The sequence below is a fragment of the Dictyobacter aurantiacus genome (genome assembly GCF_003967515.1).
Taxonomy (GTDB): Bacteria; Chloroflexota; Ktedonobacteria; order Ktedonobacterales; family Ktedonobacteraceae; genus Dictyobacter; species Dictyobacter aurantiacus.
The window spans coordinates 736,924-751,378 of sequence record NZ_BIFQ01000002.1 but is presented as its reverse complement, the minus strand read 5'-3'; the positions used below and the strand labels follow the sequence as shown (position 1 = coordinate 751,378).

11 protein-coding genes and 1 pseudogene are annotated in these 14,455 nt (G+C 56.6%); 8 read left to right on the top strand and 4 right to left on the bottom strand.

Annotated elements, in window-relative coordinates:
* Positions 1-93: 93 nt before the first annotated feature.
* Positions 94-972: pseudogene (locus KTT_RS28010) on the bottom strand (LysR family transcriptional regulator); the annotation flags it as partial.
* Between the two features lie 516 nt (positions 973-1,488).
* On the opposite strand from KTT_RS28010, the gene KTT_RS28005 reads away from it, so the two are divergent.
* From KTT_RS28005 to KTT_RS27980, 6 genes are all read left to right on the top strand, one after another.
* A complete protein-coding gene (locus KTT_RS28005; RefSeq protein ID WP_126601003.1) occupies positions 1,489-3,255 on the top strand; it encodes an MFS transporter in 1,767 nt (588 codons plus the stop codon).
* Between the two features lie 153 nt (positions 3,256-3,408).
* Positions 3,409-4,176 carry an SDR family NAD(P)-dependent oxidoreductase gene (locus tag KTT_RS28000; protein WP_126601002.1) on the top strand — a complete coding sequence of 256 codons (768 nt, stop codon included), beginning with the start codon at positions 3,409-3,411 and terminating at the stop codon, positions 4,174-4,176.
* 42 nt (positions 4,177-4,218) lie between these two features.
* Positions 4,219-5,217 carry a sugar phosphate isomerase/epimerase family protein gene (locus tag KTT_RS27995; protein ID WP_126601001.1) on the top strand — a complete coding sequence of 333 codons (999 nt, stop codon included), beginning with the start codon at positions 4,219-4,221 and terminating at the stop codon, positions 5,215-5,217.
* A 57-nt stretch (positions 5,218-5,274) separates the two neighbouring features.
* Positions 5,275-6,060: an SDR family NAD(P)-dependent oxidoreductase gene (locus KTT_RS27990; protein ID WP_126601000.1), complete on the top strand. Its 786-nt coding sequence runs from the start codon at positions 5,275-5,277 to the stop codon at positions 6,058-6,060.
* 270 nt (positions 6,061-6,330) lie between these two features.
* Complete coding sequence (locus tag KTT_RS27985; RefSeq protein WP_126600999.1) at positions 6,331-6,861, top strand: pyridoxamine 5'-phosphate oxidase family protein; 531 nt, start codon at positions 6,331-6,333, stop codon at positions 6,859-6,861.
* A gap of 372 nt (positions 6,862-7,233) precedes the next feature.
* Positions 7,234-8,016 (top strand): amidohydrolase family protein, encoded by a 783-nt coding sequence (locus KTT_RS27980; RefSeq protein WP_126600998.1) that lies wholly within the window; start codon positions 7,234-7,236, stop codon positions 8,014-8,016.
* 265 nt (positions 8,017-8,281) lie between these two features.
* Here the strand turns inward: KTT_RS27980 and KTT_RS27975 are convergent, their stop codons facing one another.
* The 3 genes from KTT_RS27975 to KTT_RS27965 all read right to left on the bottom strand — a co-directional run bounded on the left by KTT_RS27975 (position 8,282) and on the right by KTT_RS27965 (position 10,556).
* The gene (locus KTT_RS27975) at positions 8,282-9,130 is read right to left on the bottom strand and encodes a sugar phosphate isomerase/epimerase family protein (protein ID WP_126600997.1); all 849 of its coding nucleotides are present in this window, start codon (positions 9,128-9,130) and stop codon (positions 8,282-8,284) included.
* A gap of 151 nt (positions 9,131-9,281) precedes the next feature.
* Positions 9,282-9,539, bottom strand: a complete 258-nt coding sequence (locus KTT_RS27970; protein WP_126600996.1) for a hypothetical protein — start codon at positions 9,537-9,539, stop codon at positions 9,282-9,284.
* A 171-nt stretch (positions 9,540-9,710) separates the two neighbouring features.
* Complete coding sequence (locus tag KTT_RS27965) at positions 9,711-10,556, bottom strand: alpha/beta hydrolase (RefSeq protein WP_126600995.1); 846 nt, start codon at positions 10,554-10,556, stop codon at positions 9,711-9,713.
* A gap of 98 nt (positions 10,557-10,654) precedes the next feature.
* Between KTT_RS27965 and KTT_RS27960 the strand changes: the two genes are divergently transcribed.
* Together KTT_RS27960 and KTT_RS27955 are read left to right on the top strand one after the other, a co-directional pair.
* Positions 10,655-11,293, top strand: a complete 639-nt coding sequence (locus KTT_RS27960; protein WP_160146177.1) for a GNAT family N-acetyltransferase — start codon at positions 10,655-10,657, stop codon at positions 11,291-11,293.
* A 332-nt stretch (positions 11,294-11,625) separates the two neighbouring features.
* On the top strand, positions 11,626-13,848 hold the full coding sequence (locus tag KTT_RS27955) for an ATP-dependent Clp protease ATP-binding subunit (protein ID WP_126600993.1): 2,223 nt from the start codon (positions 11,626-11,628) through the stop codon (positions 13,846-13,848).
* Positions 13,849-14,455 lie beyond the last annotated feature (607 nt).

The following is a 14,455-nucleotide window of genomic DNA, read 5'->3' as shown; positions in this document are numbered from 1 at the left end:
CTCTATGCTCAATGAGGAGGCATGATCTTCTGATGTAGCTGACGCTTTCGCCTGCATCGATGGGGGCAGGTGTGCCAGTGTTTCGCTGTTATAGGCGAAGTAGTCGATGACGAACTGGCGGAACTGGCGTGCGGCCAGCGAGAGATAGCGTTCTTGTGACCAGGCCAGTCCGATGGTGCGCTGGCAGATCGGCCTATCGATGCGTAGAACGCTGAACAAGGGATCCGGCTGCTGAATGATGGTTTGCCAGCTGACGGCCGAGGTAAAGGTGATGCCCAGGCCCGCGCGTACCAGTCCTCGGATGGCGGCGGGTTCGTCGCCCTCAAAGATGATCTTCGGCGTAAAGCCGGCCTGCTGGCAGTATCGGTCGGTGATGTCGCGCAGCCCATAGCCTGGCTTGACGCTCACGAAGGCGTCGTTGGCCACCTCACTCAGATCAATGCTTTCCCGGTCAGCCAGCCGATGGTTGCCGGGAACGATCAAAAAGATCTCTTCGGTCATCAGGGCGATCCAGCCGATGCCCGCGCGCTCGACAGGGGGTGAGGCGAGACAGATATCGATCTCGCCGTGCTCCAACTGCTCGACCATAGCCAGATTGGGCTGTTGAAAGAGGCGGAAGCTGATCGCGGGATAGCGGGCACAGAAGACGCTCAAGATCTCAGCCAGCAGATTGACGTTGGCCGTACCAATGCCGATCGAGCCATGTTCGAGCCCCGCCATATCCTGCAGCTCGCGCTTCCCCTCATCCAGCTCAAAAAAGGCGCGCTCCACCCGCCGCAGAAAGATCTGGCCGAACTTATTCAGGCGTATCTGCCGCCCCTGCCGATCGAATAGCGGCACCCCCAGCTCCTTCTCCAGGTGCGCGATCATCTTACTTAGCGACGGTTGCGCGATCGTCAATTCCTCCGCTGCCCTCGTCATATGCTCATGCCGCGCCACCGTCTGAAAGTAGCGCAATTGTAATAAATCCATGGTGTGACTTCCTGGTGCATCTTATATGGGTGGAGCGTATGCGTCCTGGGGACGGGGTCGCTTCGCTCCAAAGTCGGGGCAAGCCCGACACCTACGATGGGGTTTCACGTTGGTGAAACATCACCTCATTCGTTGGTGAAACATCCTCACATTGGTGGTGTGGCGGGCGCGAACAGCGCCCGCCACACCACCAATAAAAAACCTTTGCGGCCGCGTAGCGGCCGCCCGTGCGGAGGCGCTCAACTTCCCATCGCCATGGGACGCTTACCTCTCTCATAGCCAAAAAGGAATGAATATATAGAAAATTATATATTGGAAATTATCAATATTCAAGGGTACACTATAAGTATGCAAAAAGCGCGCGCCACCATATATTCTTCTCGGCGCGACGTCAATCAGGCTCACAGCCAAAAAGCAGCATATCGAACGTTATTATTCCCTTCTGAAAATGAAATGTGGAGGAGACACGCTGTGGTGTGGGTGATACAGAGTGGTATGGAGTAAAAAGGATACAATATGTCTCAAACAACGGTCCCAAGGTCTGCTCGTCCGATAGGTCCAAATTACAAATGGATTGCGTTGTCCAACACAACGCTTGGTATGTTGATGGCCACCATCAACTCTAGTATTGTTCTGATTTCGTTGCCTGCTATCTTTACAGGTGTCGGCGTCAATCCCCTGGCTCCCGGTGAAACGAATTACCTGCTGTGGATGCTGATGGGATATATGATTATCACAGCTACGCTGGTGGTGACTTTTGGGCGCATCGGTGATATCTATGGACGCGTCAAACTCTATAATCTCGGTTTCGCTATCTTTACTGTTGGTAGTATTTTACTGTTCCTGACCCCTGGCTCTGGGGATAGTGCCATTATCATGATGATCTTGTTCCGCCTGGTGCAAGGTGTGGGTGCTGGTTTCCTGATGGCGAACAGTACGGCCATCTTGACGGATGCCTTCCCGGCCCATCAACGCGGTATGGCGCTGGGTATTAACCAGATGGTGGCTATCCTGGGCTCGATCCTGGGTCTGATCGTTGGTGGTCTACTCTCCGTGGTGAGCTGGCGCGCCGTCTTCCTGGTCAGTGTGCCGTTTGGTATCCTTGGCACGATCTGGGCGTATTTGAAGCTGCGCGAAACCTCGACGGTGAGCACGAAGCATCAGGGTATCGACTGGTTCGGCAATATCACGTTCTTCCTGGGGCTGACCATCCTGCTGATCGGCATGACCTACGGTATCGAGCCATATGGTTCATCCGCGATGGGTTGGGGCAATCCGATGGTGATCGCGGCTCTGGTGATTGGTGCCCTGCTGCTGGTCGCCTTTGTCTGGATCGAGATGCATGTCGCTGCTCCGATGTTCCAGTTGTCCCTGTTCAGAATTCCGGCTTTTACTACCGGTAATATCAGTGGTCTTCTATCCGGTCTGGCTCGTGGTGGTCTGCAGTTTATCCTCATCATCTGGCTGCAGGGTATCTGGTTGCCGCTGCACGGCTACAACTTTGAGGATACTCCACTGTGGGCTGGCATCTATATGTTGCCATTGATGGTCGGCTTTATCATCATGGGACCGCTGAGCGGCTGGCTCTCTGATCGCTTTGGCGCGCGCATCTTTTCAGCGGTCGGTATGTTCCTGCAGACGATCGGCTTTGTGCTGTTGACCCTGCTGCCTACTAACTTTGCCTACATGCCGTTCGCGTTTATCCTGTTTGTGATGGGTGTTGGACAGGGCATGTTCGCCTCGCCCAATACGACCGATATCATGAATAGCGTGCCGGCATCCGCTCGTGGTGCTGGTTCCGGTATGCGTAGCACTTTCCAGAACGCGGCCACCGTTATCAGTATGGGTATGTTTTTCAGCATCGTGACGGCCGGACTGGCCGCTTCGCTGCCTGGAGCCCTGTACAGTGGCTTGACGCAGGCGGGTCTGCCGGTCAGCGTCGCCAACGGTGTGGCGCACCTGCCGCCGGTCGCGGCCCTCTTCGCTGCCTTCCTGGGCTTTAATCCCATGCAGACCATGCTGCCGCCGGCGGTTCTGCACAGTCTGCCCAAAGCCAACCAGGCTCACCTGTTGGGGAAGAGCTTCTTCCCCAATCTGATCTCCGGACCCTTTGTGGATGGCCTGCATATCGCCTTCTACATCGCAGCCGCCATGTGCCTGGTCGCGGGCTGCGTCTCGCTGATTCGTACCCGTCGCGCGCAACTGGTCGCCAGCGAGGTCGAACACGTCGAGGTCATCGCCCCCGAGGTCGAGGCCGTCGCCGAAATGGCTGGCGAACAATAAATAAAAAAACAGAAGAGGGGTATGCTGTGGTAGGGTGCGCGCACCCTACCACAGCATACCCCTCTTCTGTTTTTTGCCACTTAAATGTAGACACTTTTTCCTTGACACTAGAATTCTCACTCATTAGACTTAACTGTAATGAAAGGAGAGCTTATGTATTTAGAGAAGTTTAAGCTGCAGGGGCGCGTGGCCCTGGTGACCGGTGGCAATCGGGGGCTGGGATTGGTGATGGCGCAGGCGCTGGCGGAGGCGGGCGCGGACGTAGTGGTGACCAGCCGGGAGCGCGCGCGGGCCGAGGAGTGCGCGGCGCAACTGGCACGAGATTTCAGTTGCCGCGCGCTGGGCCTGGCCGTGGATGTGACGCAGCCGCGACAGGTTGAGGAGATGGTACATACGATTGTGAAAGATCTGGGCCGCATCGATATCCTGATTAATAATGCTGGCATCAATATTCGTAAGCCGCTGGAGTCGTTCGACGAGGAGAGCTGGGACCTCGTGCAGTCTACCAATCTAAAGGCCCCTTTCCTCTGCGCTAAAGCGGTGGCGCCTGTGATGAAGCAGCAGCGCTATGGGCGTATCATTAATGTGGCCTCGATGCTGGGCCAGGTGGGACTGGCGGAGCGTAGCGCCTATTGTTCCAGCAAGGGCGGCGTTATCCAACTGACCCGTGTGCTGGCCCTGGAACTGGCCGACCACAATATCACCGTCAACGCGCTCTGCCCCGGACCTTTCATGACCGAGCTCAATAAACCTGTGCTGAATAATCCCGAGGCCAACCAGTTTTTTATTAATCATGTCGCTCTACATCGTTGGGGTGATCCCGAAGAGCTGGGCGGGGCGATCCTCTTCCTGGCCTCCGATGCCTCCAGTTTTATGACCGGCTCCACATTGACCGTGGACGGTGGCTGGACGGCCGAGTAAACTTTTGCTAACGACGCGGTGAGAGATGAAAGCGAGGATGCTATGCGCGTTGGACTTTCTGTGTATGGTACGACCTTTAGCATGGGGGTACACCCCGCTTCAGGCCGTCCGACCATCCGTCCCCAGCAGTTGATGGAGCAGGCGCAGGCGCTGGGGCTGGAGGGCGTTGAACTGCCTTTTGTATTTCTGAACGGGGTTGATATCGAGGCGCTCAGGCGCTACGCTGAGGAGCGCCAGCTCGCCATTACACTGGACACCTATGGCTGCGATCCAGACCATCTGAGCGAGGTACTTGAGTTGGGTGCGCGCCTGGGCGCCGGGACGGTGCGTACGCTGGTGGGTGGCGCCAAACTGGGTGGCGATCGGCGTGAGATGGTCGGCCACTGGCAGGATTACCTGCAGCAGGTGCTGGCCGGTTTCCAGCAGGCGACCACGGTGGCCGAACGGCTCGGTGTCAACCTGGCGGTCGAGAATCACCAGGATATCGCTTCCGAGGAACTGCTCTGGCTCTGCACGACTATTAACTCAGAGCGTTTTGGTATCGTTTTTGATACCGGCAATCCCCTGGCGACGGCTGAGGAGCCGCTGGACTTCACGCGGCGCATCGCCCCCTACGTCAAGCATATGCACCTCAAAGACTACTGGATCTACCTGAGCGAAGAAGGCTATCGCCTGGTGCGCTGTCCGCTGGGACAGGGCGTGATCGACTTCCCGGCTATGCTGGAGATCCTGGCGGGGACGGGACATGAGATTACGAAGGCGGTGGAGCTGGGCGCTTTGGAGGGACGGCATGTACGCGTGCTGGCCGATGACTACTGGCCGGAATATCCGCCGCGCACAGCGCCCCAGTTCGCGCAGCTCTGGCGCTTCGTACAGCATCACGCCCGGCCCGTCGGTGAGTGGCGCACCCCCTTTGAACTGGGTCAGCCCGTAGAGGACATCGTCGTCTATGAGCAGCGCCAGCTGGTCTCCAGCCTGGCATATCTGCAGGCGCTGTTTGGAGATTCCCACCAGCAAGAAATATTAAATGGGCACCTTTGATCAAAGGTGCCACCGGATGGTAGTGTTTCTAGAGATGCAAGGAAAGAGGTTTCACGCATGGCTGCAGAAGATCTCACTGGAAAAGTTGCCCTGGTGACCGGCTCTAGCCGTGGCCTGGGCCGTCATTATGCGTTGCACCTGGCCCGTGCTGGCGCGGACGTGATCGTCCACGATGTTCATGCCCAGGCCGCCTCCGAGTTTGGTGAGGCCCCTTCGGGCGAGGCCGTGGTTGAAGAGATACAGTCACTGGGGCGCCGGGCGGCCTTCTTTACCGCCGACCTGACGGATGCCGCGCAGGTCGAGCGCTTTGTGCGCCAGGCTCTGGAAAAGCTGGGCCAGATCGATATCCTGGTCAACAACGCCGGCGGCGACATCGGCGCACACACCCCACGTCCCGATCCCAACGACGCCCTGGACATCGATCCAGAGGATATCCGCTCGGTGGTCGAGCGCAACCTGTTGACGACCATGTTTACCTGTAAGTACGTTGGCACCCACATGCGTGAGCGCGGCTCAGGCAAGATCATCAACGTCGGCTCGGCCGCCGGGCACGTTGCGGCCCGCACCGGACTCATCTACGCCGCCGCCAAAGCGGGCGTCTCGCATTACACCCGCTGCCTGGCCGAGGAACTGCGTCCCGCCGGCGTCAACGTCAACTGCCTCTCGCCCGCGCCCACCTACACCGGACGCTTTCTTGCCACCCGCAGCGTCGGCAGCGAAGAAGGGCTCTCGCGTCTGCAGCGCATTGCTCAGCCCGAAGACATGGCCAAAATCGTCCTCTTCCTCGCCAGCACCCAATCCGACATCCTGACCGGAGAAACCATCGTCTGCTGGTTCGGATGAGACATGAAGCATCCCGGATTCCCGAAAATCCGGGATGCTTCATTCTGGCTTATTCTTGCGTGAGGGTGGTACCATCCTTGCGATGAAACATCGCCTATCTCAATATCTACCCTTTCCTTGTCCATAGCATGCGCAATGAGTTGATAGAAAAGCTCCTCGATTTTTGTCTCTTGCTCGCTGGTCTTCTTTCAGAGGATCACGGGCAACTACATGGTACAATGATGAAGAAAGAGATACAATTTTCCAGAGAGAAGAGAATGGATAGTATCTATGAAAGAAACTCCTGAAGATCTCCAACACCTTCAAATCATCCTTGATCAGAGTTTTGAGCAAGCTGGCAGTTTCCTTCGTCATTCGTTTCAGATGCCCGATCACTCGCTCTCAGCAGCCCAACTCGTCCGCTATTTGCAGGGCTTCACATACATCGCCTTTGCGACAGCTACGTCTCGCGGGGAGCCACGTGTTGCTCCCATTGGCTCGTTGTTCTATCGTGGCCACTTTTACCTTCCCACCACCATGTCAGCACTGCGTGTCAAGCACATCAAGAGACAGTCTGCTGTCAGTTTAACTCATTTCGCGGAGAATAGCCTTGCTATCATTGTTCACGGACATGCTCGCATTCTCATCCCCACTCATCCTGAATTTGCTGTGATCGAGCAAATACAGCGCGCAATCCAACAGGGGAGCCCGCGGGAGTGGGGAGATGGAGCCTACTTGCGTGTTGAAGCGGACGTCATCTACACATATGCCCGCTATCCTGAGCGCTATTCTGCCGATCCTCTCGCCATGGATGAGCCCTAAGTGGGCAACATCACTTCTTGATCATCAGTTGAGGCTGAGGCTCGCATCTATGCTTTCCCCTGCACGTTGAAGGAGGGCGAGGCGGTGATACGGCCTTTCAACTTTAGCGCAGGTAACAAGAAAAGAGATGAGAGTACGTGCGGGGCTTGCCCCCGCTTGCTTCCCAAAAGGAAAGGCTCCTTCAGAGCGATTAGGAATGGTTGCATGCGCTGCATCGCATTACGCGTATTGCTTTTTCGAGCGACGAGCAATCAAGCGGGGGCAAGCCCCGCATGTACTGCTTATCTTTCTATTCGGGCATGTTCTTATGTTAAGAGTATTGGGACATGCCCAGGCACCTACGATATAACATACAATGAAGAAAGAGGATGTATGGACGAATTGATAGTGCACAAACTCGCTCAATTTCCCATCTTTGATAGCCATATGCACATTGTTGATCCCCGCTTTCCCCTGGTTGCTAATCAAGGCTATCTACCTGATCCTTTTACCGTTGAGGATTACCGTGCCCGCACCGCGCCATTTCATATCATCGGGGGCGCGGTCGTCTCGGGATCGTTCCAGGCGGAGGACCAGACCTATCTGCTCGATGCGCTTGAACGTTTGGGTCCTGGCTTCGTTGGCGTAACTCAGTTGCCAGTCACTGTTCCTGATCAGGAGATACTGCGCTTGCATGCCGCGGGTGTGCGGGCAGTACGCTTTAATTTCAGGCGCGGAGGGACTGAGGTATTAGAAAAGCTGGAGACGCTGGCCCGGCGCGTCTATGACCTGGCTGGCTGGCATGCCGAGCTCTACATCGACTCAACGTACCTAACTGAACTGGCCCCTCTGCTGACATCGCTGCCACGCGTCTGCATCGACCATCTCGGCCTCTCGCAGGCAGGATTTACTGATCTGCTGCGTCTGGTTGAGCAAGGTGCCTACGTCAAAGCCACCGGTTTCGGACGCGTCGATTTCGACGTTCCCCAGGCGCTGAAGGCCATCTCTACCGTTAATCCCGGTGCCCTCGTGTTCGCCACTGACCTGCCCTGTCCTCGTGCTCCACGTCCCTTTCAGGATAGCGACGTCGAACTCGTCATAGAAGCCCTCGGTGAATCTCTCGCCCGGCGCGTCTTCTCCGAAAACGCCCTTGGCCTCTACCATCCCGGTATTTGAGCACGATTAACGCTCCCAAATATGATGACGCTGCTGCTCACTGCGTTGAGGTTCGCCGTCGTATGCGCGGGGCTATACCCCATAGGCGTTAACTTAAGCCGAGGGCTGCCCCTCGGTACTCCCCAAGCGGGAGGTGCAGGAGGGCGGCTAGCCCTCCTGCCGGGGTGTGGGGACACCCCACACCCCGGCAGGGAGGACCCTGCACCCCTTAAGTTAACGCCTATGGGGGCTGTACCCCGGCATACGACGTGGCGGGATGCGTTTTTTACGCGTGGATGTATGGTGTGACGATCTGGCGTTCGCGGCTCAGGCCATTCCATTCGTCGGGATTGGGCCCGTCGTAGATGAGGGTATAGGGACCCGAGAATCCGGCCTCGCGCGTGATGTCGAGGCAGCGTACGTAGTCTTCCTTATCCAATTCATCATTTTCTGAGAAGTGGGCCTTGGTGTGGCAGGATTCCGCGTAGGGAGCGATGGCGGTCAGGGCCTCATATTTGGTGGGGCCCGACCAGTTGCCGAAGTCGAAGCAGAGTCCGAGCCGTCCATTTAATTGCTCGAAGACGGTGTGGATGGCGTCTGGCTGTGAGAGCAGGCCAAACCAGTTTTCGGTCATCAGGCGTACACCATTGGCTTCGGCGGTCTCGGCCAGATCGCGCAGTCGCCGGACGCTGGTCTGCAGATTTTCGGCTGTCGGCGCTGATTTGCCGGCGATCACGCGCGACCTTTTGGCGCCGAGTTGACCCGCGACCTGGATCCATGAGTTGATCCAGGACTGGTCGCGTTCGCCGTGCTCGGGATGTGTGATGTCGCCTGAGTCGATCAACAGCGAGAACAGTTCGATCTTCTCATGCTCCAGCGTGGCACGCAACTCTTGGAGATAGCCGCTATCCAGGCTGGGCAGGTGAAAATGACAGATCTCCAGGGTTGAAATACCAAACGTCGCCAGTCGGGCCGGTAGCTCTAGCAGAGTGATCTCTCCGCGTTTATCTGCAGCTCCTGTCAGAGGGTTTTCAGCGTCGGGGCCGTAAACGGAATAGTCCCCTAGCGCGCGATGCAGGCTCCAGGTGGAGACCGAGAGGCGAAGAGGACTGGTCGATTTGTTTGTAGGCGTCATGCCGAAGCTCCTTTGATGCATAGATAAGCGAGAAAAGTCCCTATCCCTCCTTCGTGATGCATACGAGCGAAGGGATCAAGAACTCTTCTCCACAATGTTCTTCTATCATTGTAGCCTATTTGAATATTTTTCGCAGAAACATGAATGGATATTATGGCTCGTCTACTGGATATTCCGGGTCATCATCTGTTATCGGCTCTGTGGTTTCTTCCTGTAACAGTTCAGGTGCTCCCGTCGTGGGATGTGCTCTGACCGCGACTTCGAGCGTTTTCTTGTGCTGGTTGAGCCAGTTGAGAAAGTCAATAGCCTCGTGTGGGGAAAGCATGAGGCGCGTTCCTTCACCTGTGATGGCGAGCATTCCCTCTTCGTGCAATTCCACGACATGCTTGCCTAAATCGCGTGTGCTCACTATGCGTTCCTTTCCATTTTGTAAATAAAGATGGTGGTTAAGGGCGACTTCTATTCTTCCTGCATGGTTCCCGCTCTAATGTTTTAAGCATAGAGCTGGTAGGAAGATCACTCTATCATTACTATATACCATGTTCCTTATACACGCACGGATGTTTTTATTGGCTACAGGTTATTTGCGGTCGCGTTCACCCCTGAGATGCTTGTTGAAGAAGTTGATGGTTAGCCGATAGATCTCCGGCCAGCTCTGGGAGCGCCTGGAGAAGACGTGATCCTCACCTTCAATGGGGTGCAGGGTGACATCGGCCTGTGCCTGCCTGAGGGCGGCATAGAGTGCCTCGCCCTGGTTAAAAGGCACGACGGTATCGTTTGTCCCATGTATAATGAGGAAAGGAGGCAGCTTGTCAGTACGGATATACGTAATTGGATTGGCACGTCGTGCCAGCTCCTTGTTTTCCTGTAGTGGTGCGCCGACCAGGCGTGCCTCGGGTGAATCAGGCTCATCGTGCGTGCCGCCCATGGTCAGCAGGTCACTGGGCCCGCTCAGGTCCACCACGGCCTGTACGCTGCTGGGATAGGCGGACGCGGCCTCGGAACCCTCTAGCTCGGGTATCCCTGCCGTGGTGCCTACCATGGCGGCAAGGTGGCCGCCGGCCGAGTGTCCCCAGACGCCGATGTGTTCGGGATCGATATGATAGCGGGTGGCGTTAGCGCGCAGCCAGCGGATAGCGGTCTTTACGTCCTGCAACTGGGCCGGGAACGTATCCTGCCCGCTCAGACGGTACTGCACGTTGACGGTGAAGAAGCCCTGCTCGGCCATCTCGACGTTTTCGCTGCCCATGTGGTCGCCCGCTTCCCATCCACCGCCATGGATGTAGACAACTACCGGCATCGGCTCTAGCGGTAGGGGATCAGGCTGGATAATATTGAGATATAGTGGTATGCCTTTCGCGTTTGTATAGAGAACTTCTGGCATGCTTTTCGCTGCGTAACGGTTGTTTTTTGATGTTTCTGTCATAGAAATGTCCCATCTTTCTTAGCAAGGTGCATCTGCTTCGATTTAACTGACGTCTTTACAAGTATACAGGTAATAAACGAAAGGATGTAAGGATGCACATGAATATTGCGCTCCTCCGCGATTTTGTGGTGCGACCGGCTCGATTGGCTGATGCTGAATCGGTGGTCAACCTGCTGACCGCGATCGCCTGTGAGGAAGAGCCCGAGCAGGCCGCGAACCTCTCGCTGGCTGAGGAGGACTCCGAGCGTACGGTGGCGGCCACGCTGGCGTTCTGGCGTACCCTGGATCTGGTCCATGACACCCAGGTGGTGGTGGCGCCTGACGAGAGCATCGTTGGCTACATCGATGTGGGGATGATGTTCAGGAATGCCGAGCATACCGATCGCTGCGTAAGAATTCGCCATGTGTCCGGCGTACATCCCGACTATACGGGTCGGGGGATCGGTACCTGGCTGCTGCACTTTGCCCAGTGGTGGACGCAACAGCATTCCAGTGGAGAGCCTATGCGCATCGTGGCCTGGATCCACCATCGTAATGAGCGGGCCCGCCACCTCTTGATACGCGAGGGCTATGTTTACAGGGGAGATCATACCTATCGCGCGCTTCAACTGAACGAGCAGGCTCGCCAGCGCCTGGTCAGCCAGTATACCAGCTATAGCAAAGTTGTGACCCCTGATATGCTGGTCGTGCTGTGTCGGGGCGTGAAAGGCGAGAGGCAAGATACCCTGAATAGCTAACCCGTCCTACTTTTAAACCTCTAATTTGATATTTGCGAAAAAGCCCGTTTATAATTACCGTATTAGCACTCGTGAATTGGAACTGCTAAATATGGGAATAAACCGCTTCATGTGTGCGTTTATATAGACGAATAGCAATCCTTCAGAAAGAGTGCTAACCCCGGGAATAAAAAGACCCGGACCATCGTTTATATAAGTGATTAGCAGTGAACGGTCGAGAGTGCTAGCATTCTCCCGCGCCGCTAAGCAAAACAAGAAAACTCCCTGAAGGGATTCTGCAAGAAGTAGATTCCCGGCTTCAAATAAATGATTAGAGTAGGAGCATACCTATAATGAAATGTGAACGCTGCCAGAAAAACCCCGCTCAGGTCCGCGTTGATCAGTTGGTGAATGGTCGTCGTGAGTCCCATTTCCTCTGTCAGTCCTGTGTCAATGAACTGATGAGTGTGATGGAACAGGCTTCGGGTTTTGATGGCCCGGAAACCTCTGGTGCTCCCTTCGGCTTTACAGGCAACAATAATGCAAATTCCTCTGCGGCCAGCGCTCGTACCAGTACTGCTACTGCTGAGCGCCAGGAGACCCAGAGCAAAACCCCAACTTTGGATAAATATGGCCGCGACCTGACGGGCGAGGCCGCGGAAGGCAAACTTGATCCAGCCGCCGGCCGCGAGCGCGAACTGCGCCGCATGATCACCGTTCTGGGCCGTCGTCAGAAGAACAATCCGGTCCTGATCGGTGAGCCGGGTGTCGGTAAGACGGCCATCGTTGAGGGACTGGCCCGCAAGATCGTTAGCGGTGATGTCCCCGCCAATCTACAGGGCAAACGCATCATCTCGTTGAATATCGGTGGTATGGTCGCCGGTGCCTCGTTCCGTGGTCAGTTTGAGCAGCGCATCAAATCGATCCTGGAGGAGCTGCGCAACGCGCCCGAGATCATCCTCTTCATCGATGAGCTGCATACCGTCGTCGGAGCGGGTGCCGCCGAGGGTTCGGTCGGCGCTGCTGACATGATCAAGCCGGCACTGGCCCGTGGTGAGCTGCGCTGTATCGGCGCCACCACGCTGGATGAGTACCGCAAACATATTGAGAAGGACGCCGCGTTGGAGCGCCGCTTCCAGCCGGTCAAGGTTGATGAGCCCTCGGTCGAGGAAGCTATCGAGATGCTGAAGTTGCTGCGGCCCAACTATGAGGCGCACCACAATGTGAGCATCACCGACGAGGCGATCGAGGCGGCCGTCAAGCTGTCGGATCGCTACATCAACGATCGCTTCCTGCCCGACAAAGCCATCGACGTGATGGACGAGGCGGGCTCAGCCCTGGTGCTGGAGGCGACTGAGAAAGGCCTGGTCAGTCCTTCGATCCTGGAGAAAGAGCTGGCCGACATCCAGGCGCAGAAAGAGGCCGCCGCCGAGGCCGAGGATTATGAGAAGGCCGCGCGTCTGCGCCAACAGGAGCTACTGACCCTGCAGAAACTGGAGAAGGCACGTTCCGAGGCTGACACCAGCATGTCACTCCTGGTGACACCGGAGCAGATCGCGCAGGTGGTAGAGCTGTGGACCGGGGTGCCGGTGACACAGATGCTGGAGAGTGAGCGCAAGAACCTGCTGACGCTGGAAAGCGACCTGCGCCAGCGCGTGATTGGTCAGGACGAAGCGATCAGCGCGGTGGCCCGTTCCATCCGTCGTTCGCGGGCCGGACTCAAAGATCCCAAACGCCCCATCGGGTCGTTCCTGTTCCTGGGACCTACCGGGGTTGGGAAGACCGAACTGGCCAAAGCGCTCTCGGCCGAACTGTTCGGCGGTGAGGACCACATGATCCGGCTGGATATGTCGGAGTACATGGAGCCGCATACTGTCTCTCGCTTGTTCGGGAGCCCTCCGGGGTACGTGGGACACGAGGATGGGGGACAGCTCACCGAGCAGGTGCGGCGCCGTCCCTATAGCGTGATCCTGCTCGACGAGATCGAGAAGGCGCATCCCGAGGTCTTCAACTCGCTGTTGCAGATCCTCGACGATGGTCGGCTGACCGATGGCCAGGGTCGGACCGTGGACTTCAAGAACACGGTGGTGATCATGACCAGTAACGCGGGCAGCTCAGATCTCAAGCGGGCGGTGAACATGGGCTTCAACACCCGCAAAGGTGATGAGGCAAAGGACGAGCAGCACGAGGTGATGCGCTCCAAGGCGATGGAGGGCTTGAAGCGAGCGTTCCGACCGGAGTTCATCAACCGCATCGACCAGATTGTGGTTTTCCACAGCCTGGGACGTCAGGAGCTCTACCAGATCGTCGACCTGATGCTGGAGCAGGTGCGCGGTCGTCTGGCCGAGCAGCAGATCGAGCTGAGTGTGAGCGACGAGGTGCGCGACTACCTGCTACAGGTGGGCTTCGACGAGGAGTACGGTGCGCGTCCGCTACGCCGTGCGATCCAGAGCTACGTTGACGACGCGCTAGCCGACGCCATCCTCGATGGCACCGTCGCCAGCGGCCAGCAGGCTCAACTAGCGATGGAAGACGGCAAGATCGTCGTCCAACTGGCCGACAGGCTCGCGGCATAACATAAAGCTACGATTCCCCTTAGCTTAAGGCGGGCGAGATCATTCAAGATCTCGCCCGCCTTTTCTTTTGTTTTATATTCTATTTAAGGGAAAGATGTGTGCTGCGCCGGGTCTGTTCAGATCTATAGCACCCCAGCAAGGAACGCAGCCGTTCTCCAGGCACGAAAATAAACTTATCTTTTCCCATTATTATTATAGCACCTTCCGTCCAACAGCACACTGCCTTTTTGGACGATTTTTTTTTGCCTTCTTTCCTCTATACTCTGGTAGAAACGACGCGCGTCTTTCGCACCCACGGTGATATCTTTTCTCGAATGTGTCTTACTCTCGTTACCCTGGGGGCACATCGGCGCCCCCGCACGCGCGTCCGCTACGCGGCCGCCTGTTTTTGTGTATTAGTGCTAGTAGGGGCGCTTTCACGCCCCTACTAGCACTAATACACCATGGACTCGTGAGCCCCTCAGGTGCTCACATGCCAGTTTTGTATTGATGCATCGGGTGCGCTTTCGCGCCCCTACTAGCACCAACACACCATGGACTCGTGAGCCTCGCAGGTGCTCACATGTCAGTTTTGTGTTGATGCATCGGGTGCGCGAAAGCGCCCCTA

Excerpts from the sequence above, each read along its gene's own strand:
- KTT_RS28005 (WP_126601003.1), top strand. The coding sequence starts at position 1,489 with ATGTCTCAAACAACGGTCCCAAGGTCTGCTCGTCCGATAGGTCCAAAT.
- KTT_RS28000 (WP_126601002.1), top strand. The coding sequence starts at position 3,409 with ATGTATTTAGAGAAGTTTAAGCTGCAGGGGCGCGTGGCCCTGGTGACC.
- KTT_RS27995 (WP_126601001.1), top strand. The coding sequence starts at position 4,219 with ATGCGCGTTGGACTTTCTGTGTATGGTACGACCTTTAGCATGGGGGTA.
- KTT_RS27990 (WP_126601000.1), top strand. The coding sequence starts at position 5,275 with ATGGCTGCAGAAGATCTCACTGGAAAAGTTGCCCTGGTGACCGGCTCT.
- KTT_RS27985 (WP_126600999.1), top strand. The coding sequence starts at position 6,331 with ATGAAAGAAACTCCTGAAGATCTCCAACACCTTCAAATCATCCTTGAT.
- KTT_RS27980 (WP_126600998.1), top strand. The coding sequence starts at position 7,234 with ATGGACGAATTGATAGTGCACAAACTCGCTCAATTTCCCATCTTTGAT.
- KTT_RS27975 (WP_126600997.1), bottom strand. The coding sequence starts at position 9,130 with ATGACGCCTACAAACAAATCGACCAGTCCTCTTCGCCTCTCGGTCTCC.
- KTT_RS27965 (WP_126600995.1), bottom strand. The coding sequence starts at position 10,556 with ATGACAGAAACATCAAAAAACAACCGTTACGCAGCGAAAAGCATGCCA.
- KTT_RS27960 (WP_160146177.1), top strand. The coding sequence starts at position 10,655 with ATGAATATTGCGCTCCTCCGCGATTTTGTGGTGCGACCGGCTCGATTG.
- KTT_RS27955 (WP_126600993.1), top strand. The coding sequence starts at position 11,626 with ATGAAATGTGAACGCTGCCAGAAAAACCCCGCTCAGGTCCGCGTTGAT.